Source organism: Bacillus sp. PAMC28748 (assembly GCF_014250415.1).
GTDB classification, from domain to species: Bacteria; Bacillota; Bacilli; order Bacillales; family Bacillaceae; genus Bacillus; species Bacillus licheniformis.
On sequence record NZ_CP060192.1, the window covers coordinates 2,907,756 to 2,924,587 of the forward strand.

Consider the following 16,832-nt stretch of genomic DNA (forward strand, 5'->3'; position numbering starts at 1 on the left):
ATAGCCTTCCGTTTGGACGCGGCCGCCTTGAATAGATGAAAAATCGGGCCGTTCTATCAAAACGCTCCGAGGCATAAAATGAAACAAGCCTAAATAAGGAGTGAACGGTCTCTTGCGCGTTTCCAATGTAACGGTCAGAAAACGTTTAATATTCGTTCTGCTTTTTGGTGTGATCATCTTTTTGATTATTGATACAAGGCTCGGATACGTTCAGTTCGTTCTCGGGGATAAACTGACGACTTTAGCAAAAGATTCTTGGAGCCGGAACCTTCCTTTTGAGCCGGAAAGGGGCGAAATATTGGACAGGAACGGCGTCAAGCTGGCAACAAACCAAAGCGCGCCATCGGTTTTGGTTGTTCCGAAGCAAGTTGAAAATCCGATCAAAACGAGCAGACTGCTGGCCAGCGTTTTGAATATGTCGGAAGAAAAAGCGTATAAACATGTCACGAAAAAAACGTCGATTGAAAGGATCAATCCCGAGGGCCGGAAGATTTCCCACGAGAAAGCAAAAGAAGTCAGAGATCTCAATTTGAAAGGCGTATACATCGCAGAAGACTCGATCCGCCATTATCCGTTCGGCAGCTATCTGTCCCATGTGCTCGGATTTGCGGGCATTGACAACCAGGGTCTGCTCGGCCTTGAAGCCTTTTATGACAAAGAGCTGAAGGGCGAAAAGGGCTATGTGAAATTTTATTCCGATGCAAAAGGCAAGAGAATGCCTGGGGAGGCGGATGACTATACCCCGCCGAAAGACGGGCTTGATATGAAGCTGACGATCGATTCAAAGGTGCAGACGATCATGGAGCGGGAATTTGATATCGCAGAAGCGAAGTATAATCCGGACGGTATGGTCGGTGTTGCGATGAATCCGAAAAACGGGGAGATATTGGCGATGGTCAGCCGGCCGGACTTTGATCCCGCAAACTACCAATCAATCGATCCCAAAGTCTATAACCGGAACCTGCCTGTATGGAGCACATATGAGCCGGGTTCTACTTTTAAAATCATCACGCTTGCCGCAGCTTTGGAGGAAAACAAAGTCAACCTCCAAAAAGATCAATTCTATGATAAAGGTTCCGTTGAAGTGGACGGCGCGAGGCTGAAGTGCTGGAAGCGCGGCGGACACGGCGCACAATCGTTTCTTGAAGTCGTCCAAAATTCGTGCAACCCGGGATTTGTTGAGCTTGGTCAGCGGCTCGGCAAAGAAAAACTGTTCAGCTACATTAAAAATTTCGGCTTCGGACAAAAAACCGGGATCGATCTGCAAGGCGAAGGAACAGGCATCCTATTCCCTCTTGACCGCGTCGGCCCCGTAGAGCAGGCGACAACAGCTTTCGGGCAGGGGGTATCGGTGACGCCGATCCAGCAGGTCGCGGCCGTTTCTGCGGCTGTTAACGGCGGAACGCTGTATACGCCGTATATTGCCAAAGAGTGGATTGATCCCGTGACAAAACAAACAGTGAAAAAACAGACGCCGATCGCCAAAAGAAAAGTGATATCTGAAGAGACATCCAAACAGATCCGCTACGCCCTGGAGAGCGTTGTCGCCCAGGGGACGGGGCGGAACGCTTTTGTCGACGGCTACCGGGTCGGCGGCAAAACCGGTACGGCGCAAAAAGTAAAAGACGGGAAATATTTGAAAAACAACCACATCGTCTCATTTATCGGAACGGCTCCTTCAGATGATCCGAGCATTGTCGTCTACGTCGCCGTCGACAACCCGAAAGGAACGATTCAATTCGGGGGTACGGTTGCAGCGCCGATCGTCGGAAACATCATGAGAGACAGTCTTCCGCAGCTCGGCGTTAAGAAGCGGAAAGATCAGATCGAACGCGAATATCAATGGCTGGACAAAAAGCTGATCGAGGTCCCGAACCTTATAGGGCTTTCCGTGACAGAGCTTGAACCATTGCTGATCAACCTCAGGCTGAAGGCTTCCGGAGAAGGCGATGTCGTCGTTCAGCAGTCCCCTAAGCCGGGCGAAAAAGTAAAAGAAGGATCGACGATTCGCATTTATCTTGACAGCGATGACGGAGCCTCTGATTAATTCGTTTCAATATAGGAGCGGCTGCCTGCTGATGTCCGGGGCCGTTCCTCCTAAAAAATATATCGATTTTAAAGGATTAGCTGGATGTATCCTCTTTTTTACGCTAAAATATGAACTGTATGTCTGCACGAAGCTCGTGCGGCGAATCAATATGACAACGAATGAAGAATGATTAGACTTGAGAGGTTTGATACGATGAAATTGACAAAGCTTCTTACATATTTAAAAAATGCACCTTCCTATGCCGGCCAAGAAGACCCTGATATAACTTCAATTGAGATGGACTCCAGGGAAGTCAAGACAGGGAGTCTTTTTGTTTGTATAAAAGGCTATACAGTCGACGGGCATGACTACGCCCGCCAAGCCGCTGAAAAAGGGGCCGCCGCCATTGTGGCGGAAAGGGAAGTGGACGCCGATGTGCCGGTGATTATCGTCCGTCATACGAAGAGAGCGCTTGCCGTGCTGTCGGACGCTTTTTACGGCCAGCCGACAAAGCAGCTGAGGCTGATCGGAATTACAGGCACGAACGGCAAGACATCGACTTCTCACATGGTGGAGGAGATCTTTAGAAAAGCCGGGAGCCGTACAGGACTGATCGGCACGATGTACACGAAAATCCACGACGAAACGTTCGAGGCGAAAAATACGACGCCGGAAAGCGTCACACTTCAAAAAACGTTTAGAAAAATGGTTGATCAGGGTGTGGATACAGCCGTCATGGAAGTATCTTCACACGCTCTCCACATGGGCCGGGTGCACGGGTGTGATTACGATATCGCCGCATTTACAAACCTGACCCAGGACCACCTCGACTACCACGAGACAATGGAAGAATATAAACATGCGAAAAGTCTGCTTTTCTCGCAGCTCGGCGGATCCTTTAACCACGAAACACCGAAGTGGGCCGTGCTGAATGCGGATGACCCTGCTTCAGCCTATTTCGCCCAAGTGACGTCAGCACATCTTTTGACATACGGAATTCAAAACGATGCCGATGTCATGGCTGAAAATATCAAAATGGCTCCGAAAGGGACAACCTTTGACCTGGTGACGCCAAAAGGTTCTGCACAAGTGACGATTCCGCTTGTCGGCCTGTTTAACGTCTACAATGTTTTAACGGCTGCCGCGATCGCGATTGCAGCGGATATCCCGTTTGCCACGATTACAGAAGGAATTGAAGGGCTGAAAGGGGTCAGAGGAAGATTTGAGCTTGTGGACGCAGGCCAGGACTTCCCGGTGATCGTCGATTATGCCCATACCCCTGACAGCCTCGAAAATGTCTTGAATACGTGCAGAGGCTTAACGGAAGGAAAGCTGTTTGTCGTCGTCGGCTGCGGTGGAGACCGCGATAAGACGAAGCGTCCGAAAATGGCGAAGATCGCCGTTGACCTTGCTGATGAACCCGTCTTTACAGCCGATAACCCGAGAAGCGAAAACCCGCTCGCCATTTTAAACGATATGGAGGAAGGCGTAAAAGGAGCTTACTATCACAGCATCGTCAACCGCGAGCAAGCGATCTTTTTTGCAATTGCAAACGCCAAAAAAGGCGATGTCGTCCTGATTGCAGGCAAAGGCCATGAAACTTACCAGCAGATCGGCGGTCAAACCTTTGATTTTGATGACGCTGAGGTGGCCAAAAGAGCCATTCTTGAGCTGAAATAATCGAAAAAGAACTACAGGAAAGAGTTGTTGAAATGATGGATGAAATAAATCAACATATGAAAAAAAACAGTGAATATGATAAATGCGTATGCTGCTTCTTATATCATGCGGAAAGGAGAGAAGAACGATGCTCGAACAAGTAATTTTATTTACCATTATCATGGGCTTTTTAATCAGCGTTCTTTTATCTCCGATTTTCATTCCGTTTTTAAGAAGGCTGAAATTCGGGCAGAGCATCCGTGAGGAAGGTCCGAAATCCCATCAGAAAAAATCGGGAACGCCGACGATGGGCGGCGTCATGATCATATTGTCGATTATCGCGACGACCATTGTTATGACGATGAAATTTTCCGAAGTCAGCATGAACATGATCCTCCTCTTGTTTGTTACGGTTGGATACGGTCTGCTCGGCTTTCTGGATGATTATATTAAAGTCGTGATGAAGCGCAACCTTGGACTCACATCCAAACAAAAACTGATCGGTCAGATCGTGATTGCTCTCGTATTCTATGCCGTCTACCACTTCCAAGGGCTGCCGACTGACATCCGCATTCCGGGAACAGAGCTGTCGTTTGACTTCGGCTGGATTTATCCAGTGCTCGTCATCTTTATGCTTGTCGGCGGTTCAAATGCCGTCAACCTGACTGACGGGCTTGACGGTCTGTTGTCGGGTACAGCTGCCATCGCGTTCGGTGCGTTTGCGATTTTGGCGTGGAACCAGTCGCAATACGATGTCGCAATTTTCGCGGTTGCCGTTGTCGGAGCGGTGTTAGGATTTCTTGTGTTTAACGCGCACCCCGCGAAAGTCTTTATGGGAGATACAGGGTCGCTTGCCCTCGGCGGCGCGATTGTGACGATCGCGATTTTAACGAAACTGGAAATCCTGCTTGTTATCATCGGCGGTGTATTCGTCATTGAAACGCTGTCCGTCATTTTGCAGGTCATTTCATTTAAAACGACCGGCAAACGAATTTTCAAAATGAGCCCTCTTCACCATCACTACGAGCTTGTCGGATGGTCTGAGTGGAGAGTTGTCGTCACTTTTTGGACAGCGGGGCTTCTGCTTGCCGTCTTAGGAATTTACATCGAGGTGTGGTTATAAGTGGATACTCAAGATTTATTGCAAAATCAAAATGTGCTCGTACTGGGGCTGGCGAAAAGCGGATATGCTGCCGCTTCGATCCTTCATGAGAAAGGCGTAAAGGTTGTCGTGAATGACCAGCTGCCTTTTGAGGAAAATGAACCTGCGCGGATTCTCGCGGAAAAAGGGGTGGAAGTCGTCTGCGGCTCTCATCCGACGGAACTGTTTGATCTTCATTCGATCGACATTCTGATTAAAAATCCGGGCATCCGCTATGAAAACGTGATGGTCGAAGAAGCGCTGAAGCGGGGTATCCCGGTCTGGACGGAGGTTGAACTCGCCTATCATCTGACAGATGCTCCGTTCATCGGCATTACCGGTTCAAACGGAAAGACGACAACGACAACGCTTGTTTATGAAATGCTGAAGGCCGATTCGAAAAAAGCGCTCGTTGCTGGGAATATCGGTACGGCGGCAAGCGAAGTGGCCAATCAGGCCAGCGGAGACGAATGGATCGTGACAGAGCTGTCGAGTTTTCAGCTCATGGGGACTTATCAATTCAGACCGAAGATTGGATTATTATTAAACGTATTTGATGCCCATCTCGATTATCACCATTCGCGCAAAAATTATGAGCTTGCCAAACAGCAGGTTTATCGAAATCAATCGGAAACAGACGTTGCCGTTGTCAATTTGGACGATGAGACAGTCGTCCGGCTCGCGGAGTGTTCAAAAGCGGAGAAGGTGTATTTTTCGGTCCGCCGGACACTTGAGCGCGGAGCGTGCGTGAAAGACGGCGCAATCATGTTTAACGGCGAACCGGTCATGCCGCTGGAAGACGTCGTTTTGCCGGGAGAGCACAATTTGGAGAACATTTTGGCCGCCCTTTGCATCGTTAAAACAGCAGGCGTTTCCGACGCGGCCGTCCGTAAGGTGCTGACGAGCTTTACAGGTGTTAAGCACAGGATGCAATACGTCGCGACGATCAAAAACAGACTGTTTTACAATGACAGCAAAGCGACAAACATTCTTGCGACGAAAAAAGCGCTGTCCGCCTTTCAAAAGCCGGTCATTTTGCTGGCAGGGGGGCTTGACCGCGGAAATGAATTTGATGAACTAAAGCCGCATATGTCTTTTGTAAAAGCGGTGATCACTTTCGGCGAGACCGCGCCGAAGTTTGAGAAGCTGGCCGAAGAAATGGGAATACAACAGGTTAAACGTGTCGATAATGTTGAACAAGCAGCAACTGCGGCGTTCAGCCTGTCAGACGAAGGAGATGTCATTCTTCTGTCCCCGGCCTGCGCAAGCTGGGATCAGTACAAAACATTTGAAGAACGTGGTGACATGTTTGTAAACGCCGTGCATATGCTTAAATAAGGGCTTGTCTCGTAAAGATAGCCCTAAGAATTAGAGCTTGGGGTGTTCGGCTTTGCAAACAAAAAAAACGTCACCGGATTTTTTGCTGGTTATCATTACGCTATTGCTTTTAACAATCGGACTGATTATGGTATACAGCGCCAGTGCAGTATGGGCGACTTACAAATACGACGACTCCTTTTTCTTTGCGAAACGGCAGCTTTTGTTTGCCGGCATCGGGGTCATCGCCATGTTTTTCATCATGAACGTCGACTACTGGACGTGGAGGACTTATGCGAAAATACTGATCATTGTATGTTTCTTTCTGCTCATCATCGTCCTGGTTCCCGGGATCGGCATGGAACGGAACGGGTCGAGGAGCTGGATCGGAGTCGGCGCTTTCAGCATTCAGCCGTCCGAGTTTATGAAACTCGCGATGATCGCATTTTTGGCCAAGTTTTTATCTGAAAAGCAAAAGAATATTACGTCGTTTAGAAAAGGCTTTGTGCCGGCGCTGGGCATTGTCTTTTCAGCTTTTCTGATCATCATGATGCAGCCTGACCTCGGAACAGGAACCGTGATGGTCGGCACATGCATCATTATGATCTTTGTCGCGGGGGCGAGAATTTCGCACTTCGTTTTTCTCGGCCTGATCGGACTGAGCGGTTTTGTCGGCCTTGTGCTGTCGGCGCCGTACCGGATCAAAAGGATCACTTCATACTTGAACCCTTGGGAGGACCCTTTAGGAAGCGGCTTTCAAATCATTCAGTCTCTTTATGCGGTGGGGCCCGGCGGGCTGTTCGGCCTCGGCCTCGGCCAGAGCAGGCAAAAGTTCTTCTATCTGCCTGAGCCGCAGACAGATTTTATTTTTGCGATTTTATCAGAGGAGCTCGGCTTTATCGGCGGATCGCTGATTCTTTTGCTCTTCAGCGTTCTATTATGGAGAGGCATCAGAATCGCGCTCGGTGCGCCCGATTTATACGGCAGTTTTGTCGCCGTCGGCGTCATTTCGATGATAGCGATTCAGGTTATGATCAATATCGGAGTCGTGACTGGCTTGATTCCTGTTACAGGCATTACGCTTCCGTTTTTAAGCTATGGCGGTTCATCACTGACCTTGATGCTCATGGCGGTCGGCGTGCTGCTGAATGTCAGCAGGTATTCTAGATACTAGATTTTGGCGATAACCCTGTTGCGAGATAGCAGGGTTATCGGCGTGTACATAAGGATTAAGGGGGAGAACAGATGCGGATTGTTGTTAGCGGAGGCGGAACGGGCGGCCATATTTACCCCGCCCTTGCGTTTATTAAAGAAGTGAAACGGCATCACGAAGATGTTGAGTTTTTATATATCGGAACCGAAAACGGCCTGGAGAAAAATATCGTCGAGCGGGAAGGGATCCCTTTCAAAGCGATTGAAATTACGGGTTTTAAAAGAAAACTTTCATTTGAAAACGTCAAAACCGTCATGCGCTTTTTAAAGGGTGTAAAAGAATGCAAAGAAGAATTAAAACGGTTCAAGCCGGATGCCGTGATCGGCACGGGCGGCTACGTGTGCGGCCCCGTCGTATACGCCGCTTCAAAACTGGGGATTCCGACGATTATCCACGAACAAAACAGCCTTCCCGGACTCACCAATAAGTTTTTATCCAAATATGTTGATAAGGTAGCGATTTGTTTTGATGAAGCGAAAACACATTTTCCTGCAGAAAAAGTTGTTTTTACAGGAAACCCGAGGGCGTCTGAAGTCGTCTCTATAAAAGGGGGCCGTTCCCTGACCGCTTTGGGTCTTGCAGAGGGCAAAAAAACGGTCCTTATTTTCGGAGGCAGCCGCGGTGCCGCTCCGATCAATGAAGCGGTCATTGCGATGCAAAACGAATTAAAAAAGCGGGATTACCAGGTTCTTTATGTCACAGGGGAAGTTCACTATGATAAAGTCACAGCTGCGCTTGAAAAAGAAGGCGCCGCTCCGAATATGGTCGTCCAGCCGTTTCTCCATCAAATGCCCGAGTACTTAAAAGCGTTCGATGTCGTCGTGGGCCGCGCAGGGGCAACGACAATAGCGGAAATCACCGCGCTCGGCATTCCAAGCGTTCTGATTCCGAGTCCGTATGTTACGGCCAACCACCAGGAAGTAAACGCACGCTCACTCGGGGAGCAGAACGCCGCTGTCGTTTTAAAAGAATCAGAGCTTAATGGAGACCGCTTAATTCAGGCGATCGATCATATTTTACAAGACGAAAAGACGTTGGAAGAGATGAAGATCCGCGCGAAATCGCTTGGCGTGCCGGACGCTGCGGAACGCTTGTACAATGTGCTGAAAGAATTGAAACATCATGCAAAATGATAAGACAGAAGGATTGTGGAGGTTTTCGATGGATAAGGTGATACAAGAATTAAAAGAACTTGAAGTCGGCAAAGTTCTGGAAAACGAGCCGCTCAGCAACCATACAACGATTAAAATCGGAGGACCGGCTGACGTGCTGGTGATTCCGAAAGACATTCAAGCTGTCAAAGATACGATGAAGGTTGTCAAGAAGCACGGCGTCAAGTGGACGGCCATCGGCAGAGGCTCGAATCTTCTCGTTCTCGATGAAGGGATAAGAGGCGTCGTCATCAAGCTCGGCCAGGGACTCGACCATATGGAAATCGACGGCGAGCAAGTGACGGTCGGCGGCGGCTACTCTGTCGTAAGGCTTGCGACAGGCATCAGCAAAAAAGGGCTTTCCGGCCTTGAATTTGCCGCAGGCATTCCTGGTTCGGTCGGCGGAGCGGTTTACATGAATGCCGGCGCCCACGGCTCAGATATCAGCAAAGTATTGGTGAAAGCATTGATCCTTTTTGAAGACGGAACGATCGAATGGCTGACGAATGAAGAGATGGCGTTCAGCTACCGCACATCCATCCTTCAAAACAAGCGGCCGGGCATTTGTCTTGAAGCCGTTCTCCAATTGGAGCAAAAAGAACGCGATCAGATCGTCGCGCAGATGCAGAAAAACAAAGACTACCGAAAAGAAACGCAGCCTGTGTCCAACCCTTGTGCAGGCAGCATCTTCAGAAACCCGCTGCCTGAACATGCGGGCCGGCTAGTTGAAGAGGCTGGTTTGAAAGGCCATCAGATCGGCGGGGCAAAGGTTTCGGAGATGCACGGCAATTTCATTGTCAACGCAGGCGGCGCAACAGCGAAAGACGTCCTTGATTTGATTGCATTCATTCAGAAAACGATTAAGGAAAAATACGATATCGACATGCACACTGAGGTCGAAATTATCGGAGAAAAACGGTAAACGGCCTCTCTACTTCAGATCGCCTTATGATATAATGTATGAAACAAACAAGCAAACGGCATCCTAGTATGTCGTTTGTTTCGCTAAACGGAAGCTTTTTAGCTTGCCCCCGTGCTTTCATATGTCGAAAAGCGCGTCTTTTTTCGAACAAAAATAAGCAAATAAAAGTCTTTTTGTCTGCTTTATTAACCTGAGGTGAGCCTACGTGAAACCCGGTATTGATAAAGAAAAAGTAGTGAATATAGAAGAACGTATTCCCAAAATTAAAGAACAGCGAAAGCAAAAGGCAAACCGCCGGCTGATCACCTTTATTCTGCTCTTTTTCACGATGATGCTGATCATCATTTACCTGCAGACGCCGATCAGCAAAGTCTCGAAGGTAGAGATCAAAGGAAACAAAAACGTTTCAAAGGAACAGATCATTTCCCTTTCTTCAATCCATAAAGGACAGACGGAATTTTGGAGTCTGAGCAAGCAAAAAGCCGCAGAAAAGATCGAGCAGAATAAACTGATCAAAAAAGCCGAAATTTCTAAACAACTGCCCAACAAAATCGCCATCTCCATCGAAGAGTATAAAAGCATTGCGTTTTTGCAAAAACATAATGTGTACTACTCCGTGCTTGAAAACGGCACGGTGCTTCCTGAAGAGGTGACGCCGACTGACATCGGACCAACCCTTAATAACTGGGAGGAAGACGAAAAGCTCGTTCAAATGGCAAAACAGCTGAACAAGCTTTCCGATTCCGTGAAAAAATCGATTTCCGAGATCAACTATACGCCTCAAAAATCAAACCCTTGGCTGATCAAACTGTATATGAACGACGGCTATATCGTGACAGCTTCGCTGAAAACGTTCGGACAGAAAATGAACAGCTATCCGGCGATCGTAAAAGAGCTGCCGAAAGGGGAAAAAGGCATTATCCATATGGAAGTCGCGACTTATTTTGAACCTCTGAAAAAAACGGATGAAAGCAAAAAGGGAGACGGAAATTGAAGAGGCACACAGTCAATCTTTCACTCGCCATGCTTGTCCTCGGCTTCCTGCTGTCTTTCTCCTATCAATTCGCCAGGGAAAACAAAGACCATGAAGAAACTGCTGAAAATTGGAAAGAGGAATATTCCCTGCGCGACCGGCTGATTTCCCAAGAAAAGCAAAATAAGAAGCTGGAACAGGAGCTTTACAAAAAACAGCAGGAAGTACAGAAAACAGAGACGGCTTTGAAAAAGGAAAAAAAAGAGTACTACAATATTGTGGAAGATGTTGAGAGGTACAGAATGTTCGTCGGGGAAATCGGCGTTCAGGGCGAAGGGATCAAAGTGACGCTGAAAGACGCTTCGTACATCCCAGAGGGTGAGAATGTCAACAACTATATCGTCCATGAAAGCCACATTTTCCGCCTGCTCAATGAGCTGTGGATTTCCGGGGCGGCCGCGGTGTCGATCAACGGACAGCGCGTGACACATCATTCCTACATATCGTGCAACGGCCCTGTCATCACGGTTGACGGCAACCAGTATCCGGCGCCGTTTGTTATTTCGGCCATCGGGGATGCGGATGTGCTGATGCCGGCGCTGAACATTGCAGGAGGGCTTGTGGACCAGCTGAGCCGCGATCATATTTCAGTCAGCATCGAAAAACAAGATAATATCGAGATGGAGCCCCTTTTGAAGCAAGGGGAATGAACGTTGAAAAGTTGGTGGGCGGACATTGAAGAAAAATAATCGTTTCATCAGTTTGAGCATCTTGATGCTCATTTTCGGCATTATGCTGTCCGTGCAGTTCAATTCGCTGAAGGCGCCGAAGGTCCGCGATACGCGGGACATTTGGGACCTCAGGGAGGACTTGAAGGAAGAACAGAAAAAACAGCTTGATCTGATCAGCGAAATTGACAAGTATGAAAAAATGCTGAACACATACAGTCATCAAGAAGAAACCTCGCGGACAAAAGCGTTGAATGAAACGCTTCAAAACTTAAAAAAACAGGCCGGCTTCACAGATGTCACAGGGAACGGAATCATCATCACCATTTCTCAGCTCTTCTCGGAAGAATTGACAGGGGAATCGATTCAAAATCCCCCTCCCGACCTTCTGAAAAAGCTGATTAATGAACTGAATATGTATGAAGCGGAAGAAATATCCATCAACGACAGAAGGGTTGTCAACACGACGGTGATCCGCGATATCAACGGAACAACCAAAATAGACGGTTATCCTTTGGACAACTATCCGATAACGGTAAAAGTCATCGGCAAAAACGCCGATAAACTATATAGCCGAATGAATGCTTCATCCCTGCAGGATCTGTTCGCGGGAGAAAATCTGGATTTGCAAATCAAAAGGCCTGAAAAACAAATCAAAATCAAAGCTTACGAAGGTTCAATGCAAGTTGCGCCATTGAAACCGCTCGAAAAATCAAAAGGAGAGAATTCCTAATGTGGCTTCCGGTTTTAGGGCTTTTGCTCGGAATTACAATCGGGTTCAGCACGAATTTCACCATTCCGGATGAGTACTCAAATTATTTGTCCCTGGCGATTCTGGCATCGCTCGATACGTTGATCGGGGGAATAAGGGCCCATTTGGAAAGTGTATACGATGAACTAGTTTTTGTGACAGGCTTTTTCTTCAATATTATTCTTGCCATAAGTTTGGCTTTTCTGGGCGTTCATCTTGGTGTAGACTTGTATTTAGTCGGTATGTTTGCATTTGGCGTGAGGCTTTTTCAAAACATCGCGGTCATCAGAAGAATACTGCTCGCCAAATGGACGGCATCGAGGAGAAAAAATTAAAAAAAATCGGATTTAAAAGAGGATATACATAGGATATCACGAATATTCACAGTAATCCTAAAACTGAAAACGAAGCGTATTGGTTTGTATTGATTGTTACACACTTGTAAAACCAGATTCATTGTATTGTTGTTCGGCAAATAATAGAATAGAATTGACTGAAATGTGAGGAGGTGCCATAGAATGAACAACAATGAACTTTACGTCAGTCTAGACATCGGTACGTCCAATATTAAAGTGATCGTCGGTGAAATGTCAGACGATTCTCTTAACATTATCGGAGTCGGAAATGTTCCCTCAGAGGGGCTGAAAAAAGGATCAATCGTTGATATAGATGAAACGGTTCATTCTATAAAAAAAGCGTTTGAACAAGCAGAAAGAATGATAGGTTTTCCGCTGACCCACGCGATCGTCGGGGTTAATGGGAACTACATCCATATTCAAGATACGAACGGTGTTGTGGCTGTCTCAAGCGAGAATAAAGAAATCCACGTTGAAGACGTGCGCCGGGTGATGGAGGCCGCTCAAGTCGTTTCCATCCCGCCTGAACAGCTGATCGTCGATGTGATTCCGAGACAGTTTATCGTTGACGGAAGAGGCGATATTACAGATCCGAAAAAGATGCTCGGCGTCCGCCTTGAAGTGGAAGGATCGCTGATCACGGGCTCTAAAACGATTTTACATAACCTGCTCCGCTGTGTGGAAAGAGCGGGAATTGAAATAACGGATATTTGCCTTCAGCCGCTGGCTGCCGGATCTGTCGCTTTATCAAAGGACGAAAAAAACCTCGGAGTGGCTTTAATCGACATCGGGGGAGGATCAACAACGGTTGCCGTATTTGAGGACGGCCACCTTCTTGCGACCCGTGTCATACCACTGGGAGGAGAAAACATCACCAAGGATATTTCAATCGGATTGCGCACCTCCACGGACGAAGCTGAGCGGGTGAAAAAGCAGTTTGGACATGCTTTCTACGAAGAAGCGTCGGAAGAGGAAACATTTGAAGTCGCCGTGATCGGGACGGACCAAAAGCAGACCTTTACTCAGCGGGAAGTGGCAGACATTATAGAAGCCAGGCTTGAAGAAATCTTTTTATTCGTGGCAGAGGAACTGCGGAACATGGGAATAAAAGAATTGCCGGGAGGCTTTGTGCTTACAGGGGGACAGGCTGGAATGCCGGGGGTCCTCAGCCTCGCACAGGATGTTCTTCAAAATAACGTCAGAGTGGCTAGCCCGAATTATATCGGTGTAAGAGAACCTCAATACATGACAGGAGTCGGCCTCATCCAATTCGCTTACCGCAACGCAAAAATCCAAGGCAGAAAAGTAGGGTTTAAGATGCCGGAACAAGCGGTTCAGGAAGTCGCGGCAACTCATCAAAAAGAAGTGCAGCAGCGACCGAAGCCAAAATCCAAGCAGCAGGCTCAAGCTGAGAAAAAGCCGAGCAAAATGAAGAAAATATTTAACTTCTTTTGGGAATAGAGATTAGTCATTCGACGGATTAGGAGGATTTAGCATGTTAGAGTTTGAAACAAATATAGACGGCTTAGCATCGATTAAAGTAATAGGAGTAGGTGGCGGCGGTAACAATGCCGTCAATCGGATGATCGAAAATGACGTTCAGGGAGTCGAGTTTATCGCAGTCAACACGGATGCTCAGGCTCTCAACCTGTCAAAAGCGGAAACGAAAATGCAGATCGGTGCGAAGCTGACGCGCGGGCTCGGCGCCGGAGCCAATCCGGAAGTCGGCAAAAAAGCCGCAGAGGAAAGCAAAGAACAAATTGAAGAAGCGCTGAAAGGTGCAGATATGGTGTTCGTCACAGCCGGAATGGGCGGCGGAACAGGAACGGGCGCGGCACCTGTCATCGCACAAATCGCAAAAGATCTGGGCGCATTGACTGTCGGCGTTGTCACAAGGCCGTTTACCTTTGAAGGAAGAAAAAGACAGCTTCAGGCTGCAGGCGGTATTTCAGCAATGAAGGAAGCCGTCGACACCCTGATCGTCATTCCGAATGACCGTCTTCTTGAAATCGTCGATAAAAACACACCGATGCTTGAAGCGTTCCGTGAAGCGGACAACGTTCTCCGCCAAGGTGTTCAGGGCATTTCAGACCTGATCGCAACGCCTGGACTGATCAACCTTGACTTTGCCGATGTCAAAACGATCATGTCCAACAAAGGTTCTGCACTGATGGGTATCGGTGTAGCGACAGGCGAAAACCGCGCTGCGGAAGCCGCTAAAAAAGCTGTTTCCAGCCCGCTGCTTGAAACGGCGATTGACGGCGCCCAAGGCGTGCTGATGAACATTACAGGCGGCACCAACTTAAGCCTATACGAAGTTCAGGAAGCGGCGGACATCGTTGCAGCTGCATCTGACCAGGACGTCAACATGATCTTTGGATCTGTCATCAATGAAAACTTAAAAGACGAGATCGTCGTTACGGTGATCGCGACTGGATTTATCGAACAGGATCAAGATTCATCAAAGCCGCAGAGACCTTTAAACCAAGGCTTAAAACAGCATCATCAGCCTGCTCCGAAACGGGAGCCGAAGCGCGAGGAGCCAAGCATGCCGCATCGCAGCCCATCACAGCCTGCCGAGGATACGCTTGACATCCCGACTTTCTTAAGAAACCGCAATAAACGCTAAACGTCTACAATACATTGGAAAGCTGCCGACAAGAAGTCGGCGGCTTTTTTTGCGCGCTGGAACAGCAGCCGATGTTCCTTCCCCTCCAAAAGCATCAATTGTCTTCTTGATGGAAGCGGCTCCCTCAAAAGCCTTGCATCTAATCTCTCTCTTTTCTCCCGAATGTACAGATTTTCCTTTTTTCTTGTCATCAGGCCGAACTATGAACGGTGAACAAGTCATATGTAAAAAGAACGAATTTGCAAACTGACAAAGGAAAAATGACAGAATACGACAATATCTATAAACCTTTTCTATTACCATTATTAATAGATTCTGTTTCTAGACATAGAAACGCAAGAAACGACTATATTTGCTATTGCTTAAAGGAGGATGTCATGTGAAGAAAAAGCCATTATTCCGCACGTTCATGTGCGCTGCACTCATCGGTTCACTTCTCGCTCCGGTTGCTGTGCAGGCTGATACAGGCACGGCAGCGAAGACAAAGGAACAAAGCAAAATATCTAGCGCTCTTTATAAACGTTTTGAGAAAGAAGGTAAAGTGACCTTTTTAATTAAAATGAAAAGCCAGGCGAACCTTCAGCAAGCGGCAACCGCGGCTGAAAAACGGGCGAAAGCAAGCGTTATGACCGTGAAAAAAGCAAAAGAGATCAAACGCTCGGCAGTGCTGACTTCCCTGCGTACAAAAGCTGAAAGAACACAAAAAGATTTGAAATCGTTTTTGGAAAAAGAAGAGAAAAAAGGAACAGCTAAGAAAGTGGAATCTTTCTATATTGTAAACGGCATCGCCGTGACGGCGACAAAAGATGTTATGGAAAAAGCGGCTTCATTTCCTGAGGTTGAAAAGGTGCTGCCCAATCAAAAAATCAAGCTGGGCAATACCGAAAAACCTACAGTAGAATCGAAAACAACCGCGGATCGCACCCCTGCTTCCAACATTGAGCAGGTTCATGCGCCGGATGTCTGGAAAAAGCGCTATAAAGGCAAAGGAGCCGTCGTCGCTTCAATTGACACCGGCGTAGAGTGGGATCATCCGGCGTTGAAAACAAAGTACAGAGGCTACAACCCTTCTAAACCGAACAGTCCAGACAATGAGTTCAACTGGTTTGATGCGGTAAGCAATAAGAAAACGCCATATGATGACTTGGGCCACGGCACACATGTGACAGGCACGATGGTCGGCTCAGAAGCCGGCGGCAAAAACCAGATCGGTGTCGCGCCGACGGCGAAATGGATCGCTGTCAAGGCCTTTTCAGAGGACGGTGGAGATGAAAAATCCCTTTTGGCTGCAGGAGAATGGATTTTGGCCCCGAAAGATGCGAAAGGAAAAGCGCACCCTGAAAAGGCTCCCGATGTCGTCAACAACTCTTGGGCAGGGGAACGCGGACTCGATGAATGGTATTTGGATATTGTCAAAGCTTGGCGGGCAGCTGATATCTTCCCTGCATTTGCAGCGGGCAATGTCAGCGAATTCGAACCGGGCGGACCGGGTTCAGTTGAAAACCCGTCCAACTATCCGCAATCTTTCGCGATTGGCGCAGTTGACAGCTCAAACGCGTTAGCCGACTTTTCATTGCAAGGGCCTTCGCCATATGACGAAATCAAGCCCGATATTTCTGCACCTGGCGTCAGCATCCGCTCTGCTTATCCGGGACATAAGTATGCTGCAATGAACGGGACATCGATGGCGACCCCGCATGTATCCGGCATCGTCGCCTTAATGAGGGAAGCCAATCCGGACCTCACAGTCGATGAAATCGAGCGCATCCTGCTGAAAACGGCGACGCCTCTGACTGACAAAACGTTTAAAAAATCCCCGAACAACGGCTACGGATACGGCTTGGTCAACGCTTTAAAAGCTTTTGACGCAGCAAAAAAAACTAAATGATAAAAAAGGACAAAACCTTTAAGCGGTTTTGTCCTTTTTTTATCTAATTTTAAACAAGGCCTTGACAAATACCGA

14 protein-coding genes are annotated in these 16,832 nt (G+C 47.8%); all 14 read left to right on the forward strand.

Going from position 1 to position 16,832, the window contains the following annotated elements:
- Positions 1 to 112 precede the first annotated feature (112 nt).
- Positions 113 to 2,047 carry a stage V sporulation protein D gene (locus H7F26_RS14995; protein ID WP_021837457.1) on the forward strand — a complete coding sequence of 645 codons (1,935 nt, stop codon included), beginning with the start codon at positions 113 to 115 and terminating at the stop codon, positions 2,045 to 2,047.
- Between the two features lie 195 nt (positions 2,048 to 2,242).
- Positions 2,243 to 3,709 carry a UDP-N-acetylmuramoyl-L-alanyl-D-glutamate--2,6-diaminopimelate ligase gene (locus H7F26_RS15000; protein ID WP_021837458.1) on the forward strand — a complete coding sequence of 489 codons (1,467 nt, stop codon included), beginning with the start codon at positions 2,243 to 2,245 and terminating at the stop codon, positions 3,707 to 3,709.
- Positions 3,710 to 3,836: 127 nt separating this feature from the next.
- Positions 3,837 to 4,811, forward strand: a complete 975-nt coding sequence (gene mraY / locus H7F26_RS15005; RefSeq protein WP_020451299.1) for a phospho-N-acetylmuramoyl-pentapeptide-transferase — start codon at positions 3,837 to 3,839, stop codon at positions 4,809 to 4,811.
- Entirely contained in the window at positions 4,812 to 6,167 is a 1,356-nt protein-coding gene (murD, locus tag H7F26_RS15010; protein ID WP_003181544.1) for a UDP-N-acetylmuramoyl-L-alanine--D-glutamate ligase, read from the forward strand.
- Positions 6,168 to 6,219: 52 nt separating this feature from the next.
- Entirely contained in the window at positions 6,220 to 7,320 is a 1,101-nt protein-coding gene (gene spoVE / locus H7F26_RS15015; protein WP_003181546.1) for a stage V sporulation protein E, read from the forward strand.
- Between the two features lie 71 nt (positions 7,321 to 7,391).
- Positions 7,392 to 8,492 carry an undecaprenyldiphospho-muramoylpentapeptide beta-N-acetylglucosaminyltransferase gene (gene murG / locus H7F26_RS15020; RefSeq protein WP_185855190.1) on the forward strand — a complete coding sequence of 367 codons (1,101 nt, stop codon included), beginning with the start codon at positions 7,392 to 7,394 and terminating at the stop codon, positions 8,490 to 8,492.
- 28 nt (positions 8,493 to 8,520) lie between these two features.
- Positions 8,521 to 9,432 (forward strand): UDP-N-acetylmuramate dehydrogenase, encoded by a 912-nt coding sequence (murB, locus tag H7F26_RS15025; RefSeq protein WP_003181550.1) that lies wholly within the window; start codon positions 8,521 to 8,523, stop codon positions 9,430 to 9,432.
- Between the two features lie 205 nt (positions 9,433 to 9,637).
- A complete protein-coding gene (locus H7F26_RS15030; RefSeq protein WP_003181552.1) occupies positions 9,638 to 10,426 on the forward strand; it encodes a cell division protein FtsQ/DivIB in 789 nt (262 codons plus the stop codon).
- Positions 10,423 to 11,115 (forward strand): DUF881 domain-containing protein, encoded by a 693-nt coding sequence (locus tag H7F26_RS15035; protein WP_003181554.1) that lies wholly within the window; start codon positions 10,423 to 10,425, stop codon positions 11,113 to 11,115. The genes H7F26_RS15030 and H7F26_RS15035 overlap by 4 nt, the downstream gene beginning before the upstream one ends.
- Before the next feature lie 25 nt (positions 11,116 to 11,140).
- Positions 11,141 to 11,866 carry a DUF881 domain-containing protein gene (locus H7F26_RS15040; RefSeq protein ID WP_003181557.1) on the forward strand — a complete coding sequence of 242 codons (726 nt, stop codon included), beginning with the start codon at positions 11,141 to 11,143 and terminating at the stop codon, positions 11,864 to 11,866.
- On the forward strand, positions 11,866 to 12,219 hold the full coding sequence (locus H7F26_RS15045; protein ID WP_003181559.1) for a small basic family protein: 354 nt from the start codon (positions 11,866 to 11,868) through the stop codon (positions 12,217 to 12,219). The genes H7F26_RS15040 and H7F26_RS15045 overlap by 1 nt, the downstream gene beginning before the upstream one ends.
- 183 nt (positions 12,220 to 12,402) lie before the next feature.
- Positions 12,403 to 13,701 carry a cell division protein FtsA gene (gene ftsA / locus H7F26_RS15050; protein WP_003181562.1) on the forward strand — a complete coding sequence of 433 codons (1,299 nt, stop codon included), beginning with the start codon at positions 12,403 to 12,405 and terminating at the stop codon, positions 13,699 to 13,701.
- A 34-nt stretch (positions 13,702 to 13,735) separates the two neighbouring features.
- Entirely contained in the window at positions 13,736 to 14,869 is a 1,134-nt protein-coding gene (gene ftsZ, locus H7F26_RS15055) for a cell division protein FtsZ (RefSeq protein WP_003181563.1), read from the forward strand.
- 379 nt (positions 14,870 to 15,248) lie between these two features.
- Entirely contained in the window at positions 15,249 to 16,757 is a 1,509-nt protein-coding gene (locus H7F26_RS15060) for a S8 family serine peptidase (protein WP_003181566.1), read from the forward strand.
- Positions 16,758 to 16,832: the final 75 nt, after the last annotated feature.

Bases quoted from the DNA above. Each gene is read 5' to 3' on its own strand.
- H7F26_RS15000 (WP_021837458.1), top strand. From the start codon at position 2,243: ATGAAATTGACAAAGCTTCTTACATATTTAAAAAATGCACCTTCCTAT.
- mraY (WP_020451299.1), top strand. From the start codon at position 3,837: ATGCTCGAACAAGTAATTTTATTTACCATTATCATGGGCTTTTTAATC.
- murG (WP_185855190.1), top strand. From the start codon at position 7,392: ATGCGGATTGTTGTTAGCGGAGGCGGAACGGGCGGCCATATTTACCCC.
- murB (WP_003181550.1), top strand. From the start codon at position 8,521: ATGGATAAGGTGATACAAGAATTAAAAGAACTTGAAGTCGGCAAAGTT.
- H7F26_RS15045 (WP_003181559.1), top strand. From the start codon at position 11,866: ATGTGGCTTCCGGTTTTAGGGCTTTTGCTCGGAATTACAATCGGGTTC.
- ftsA (WP_003181562.1), top strand. From the start codon at position 12,403: ATGAACAACAATGAACTTTACGTCAGTCTAGACATCGGTACGTCCAAT.
- ftsZ (WP_003181563.1), top strand. From the start codon at position 13,736: ATGTTAGAGTTTGAAACAAATATAGACGGCTTAGCATCGATTAAAGTA.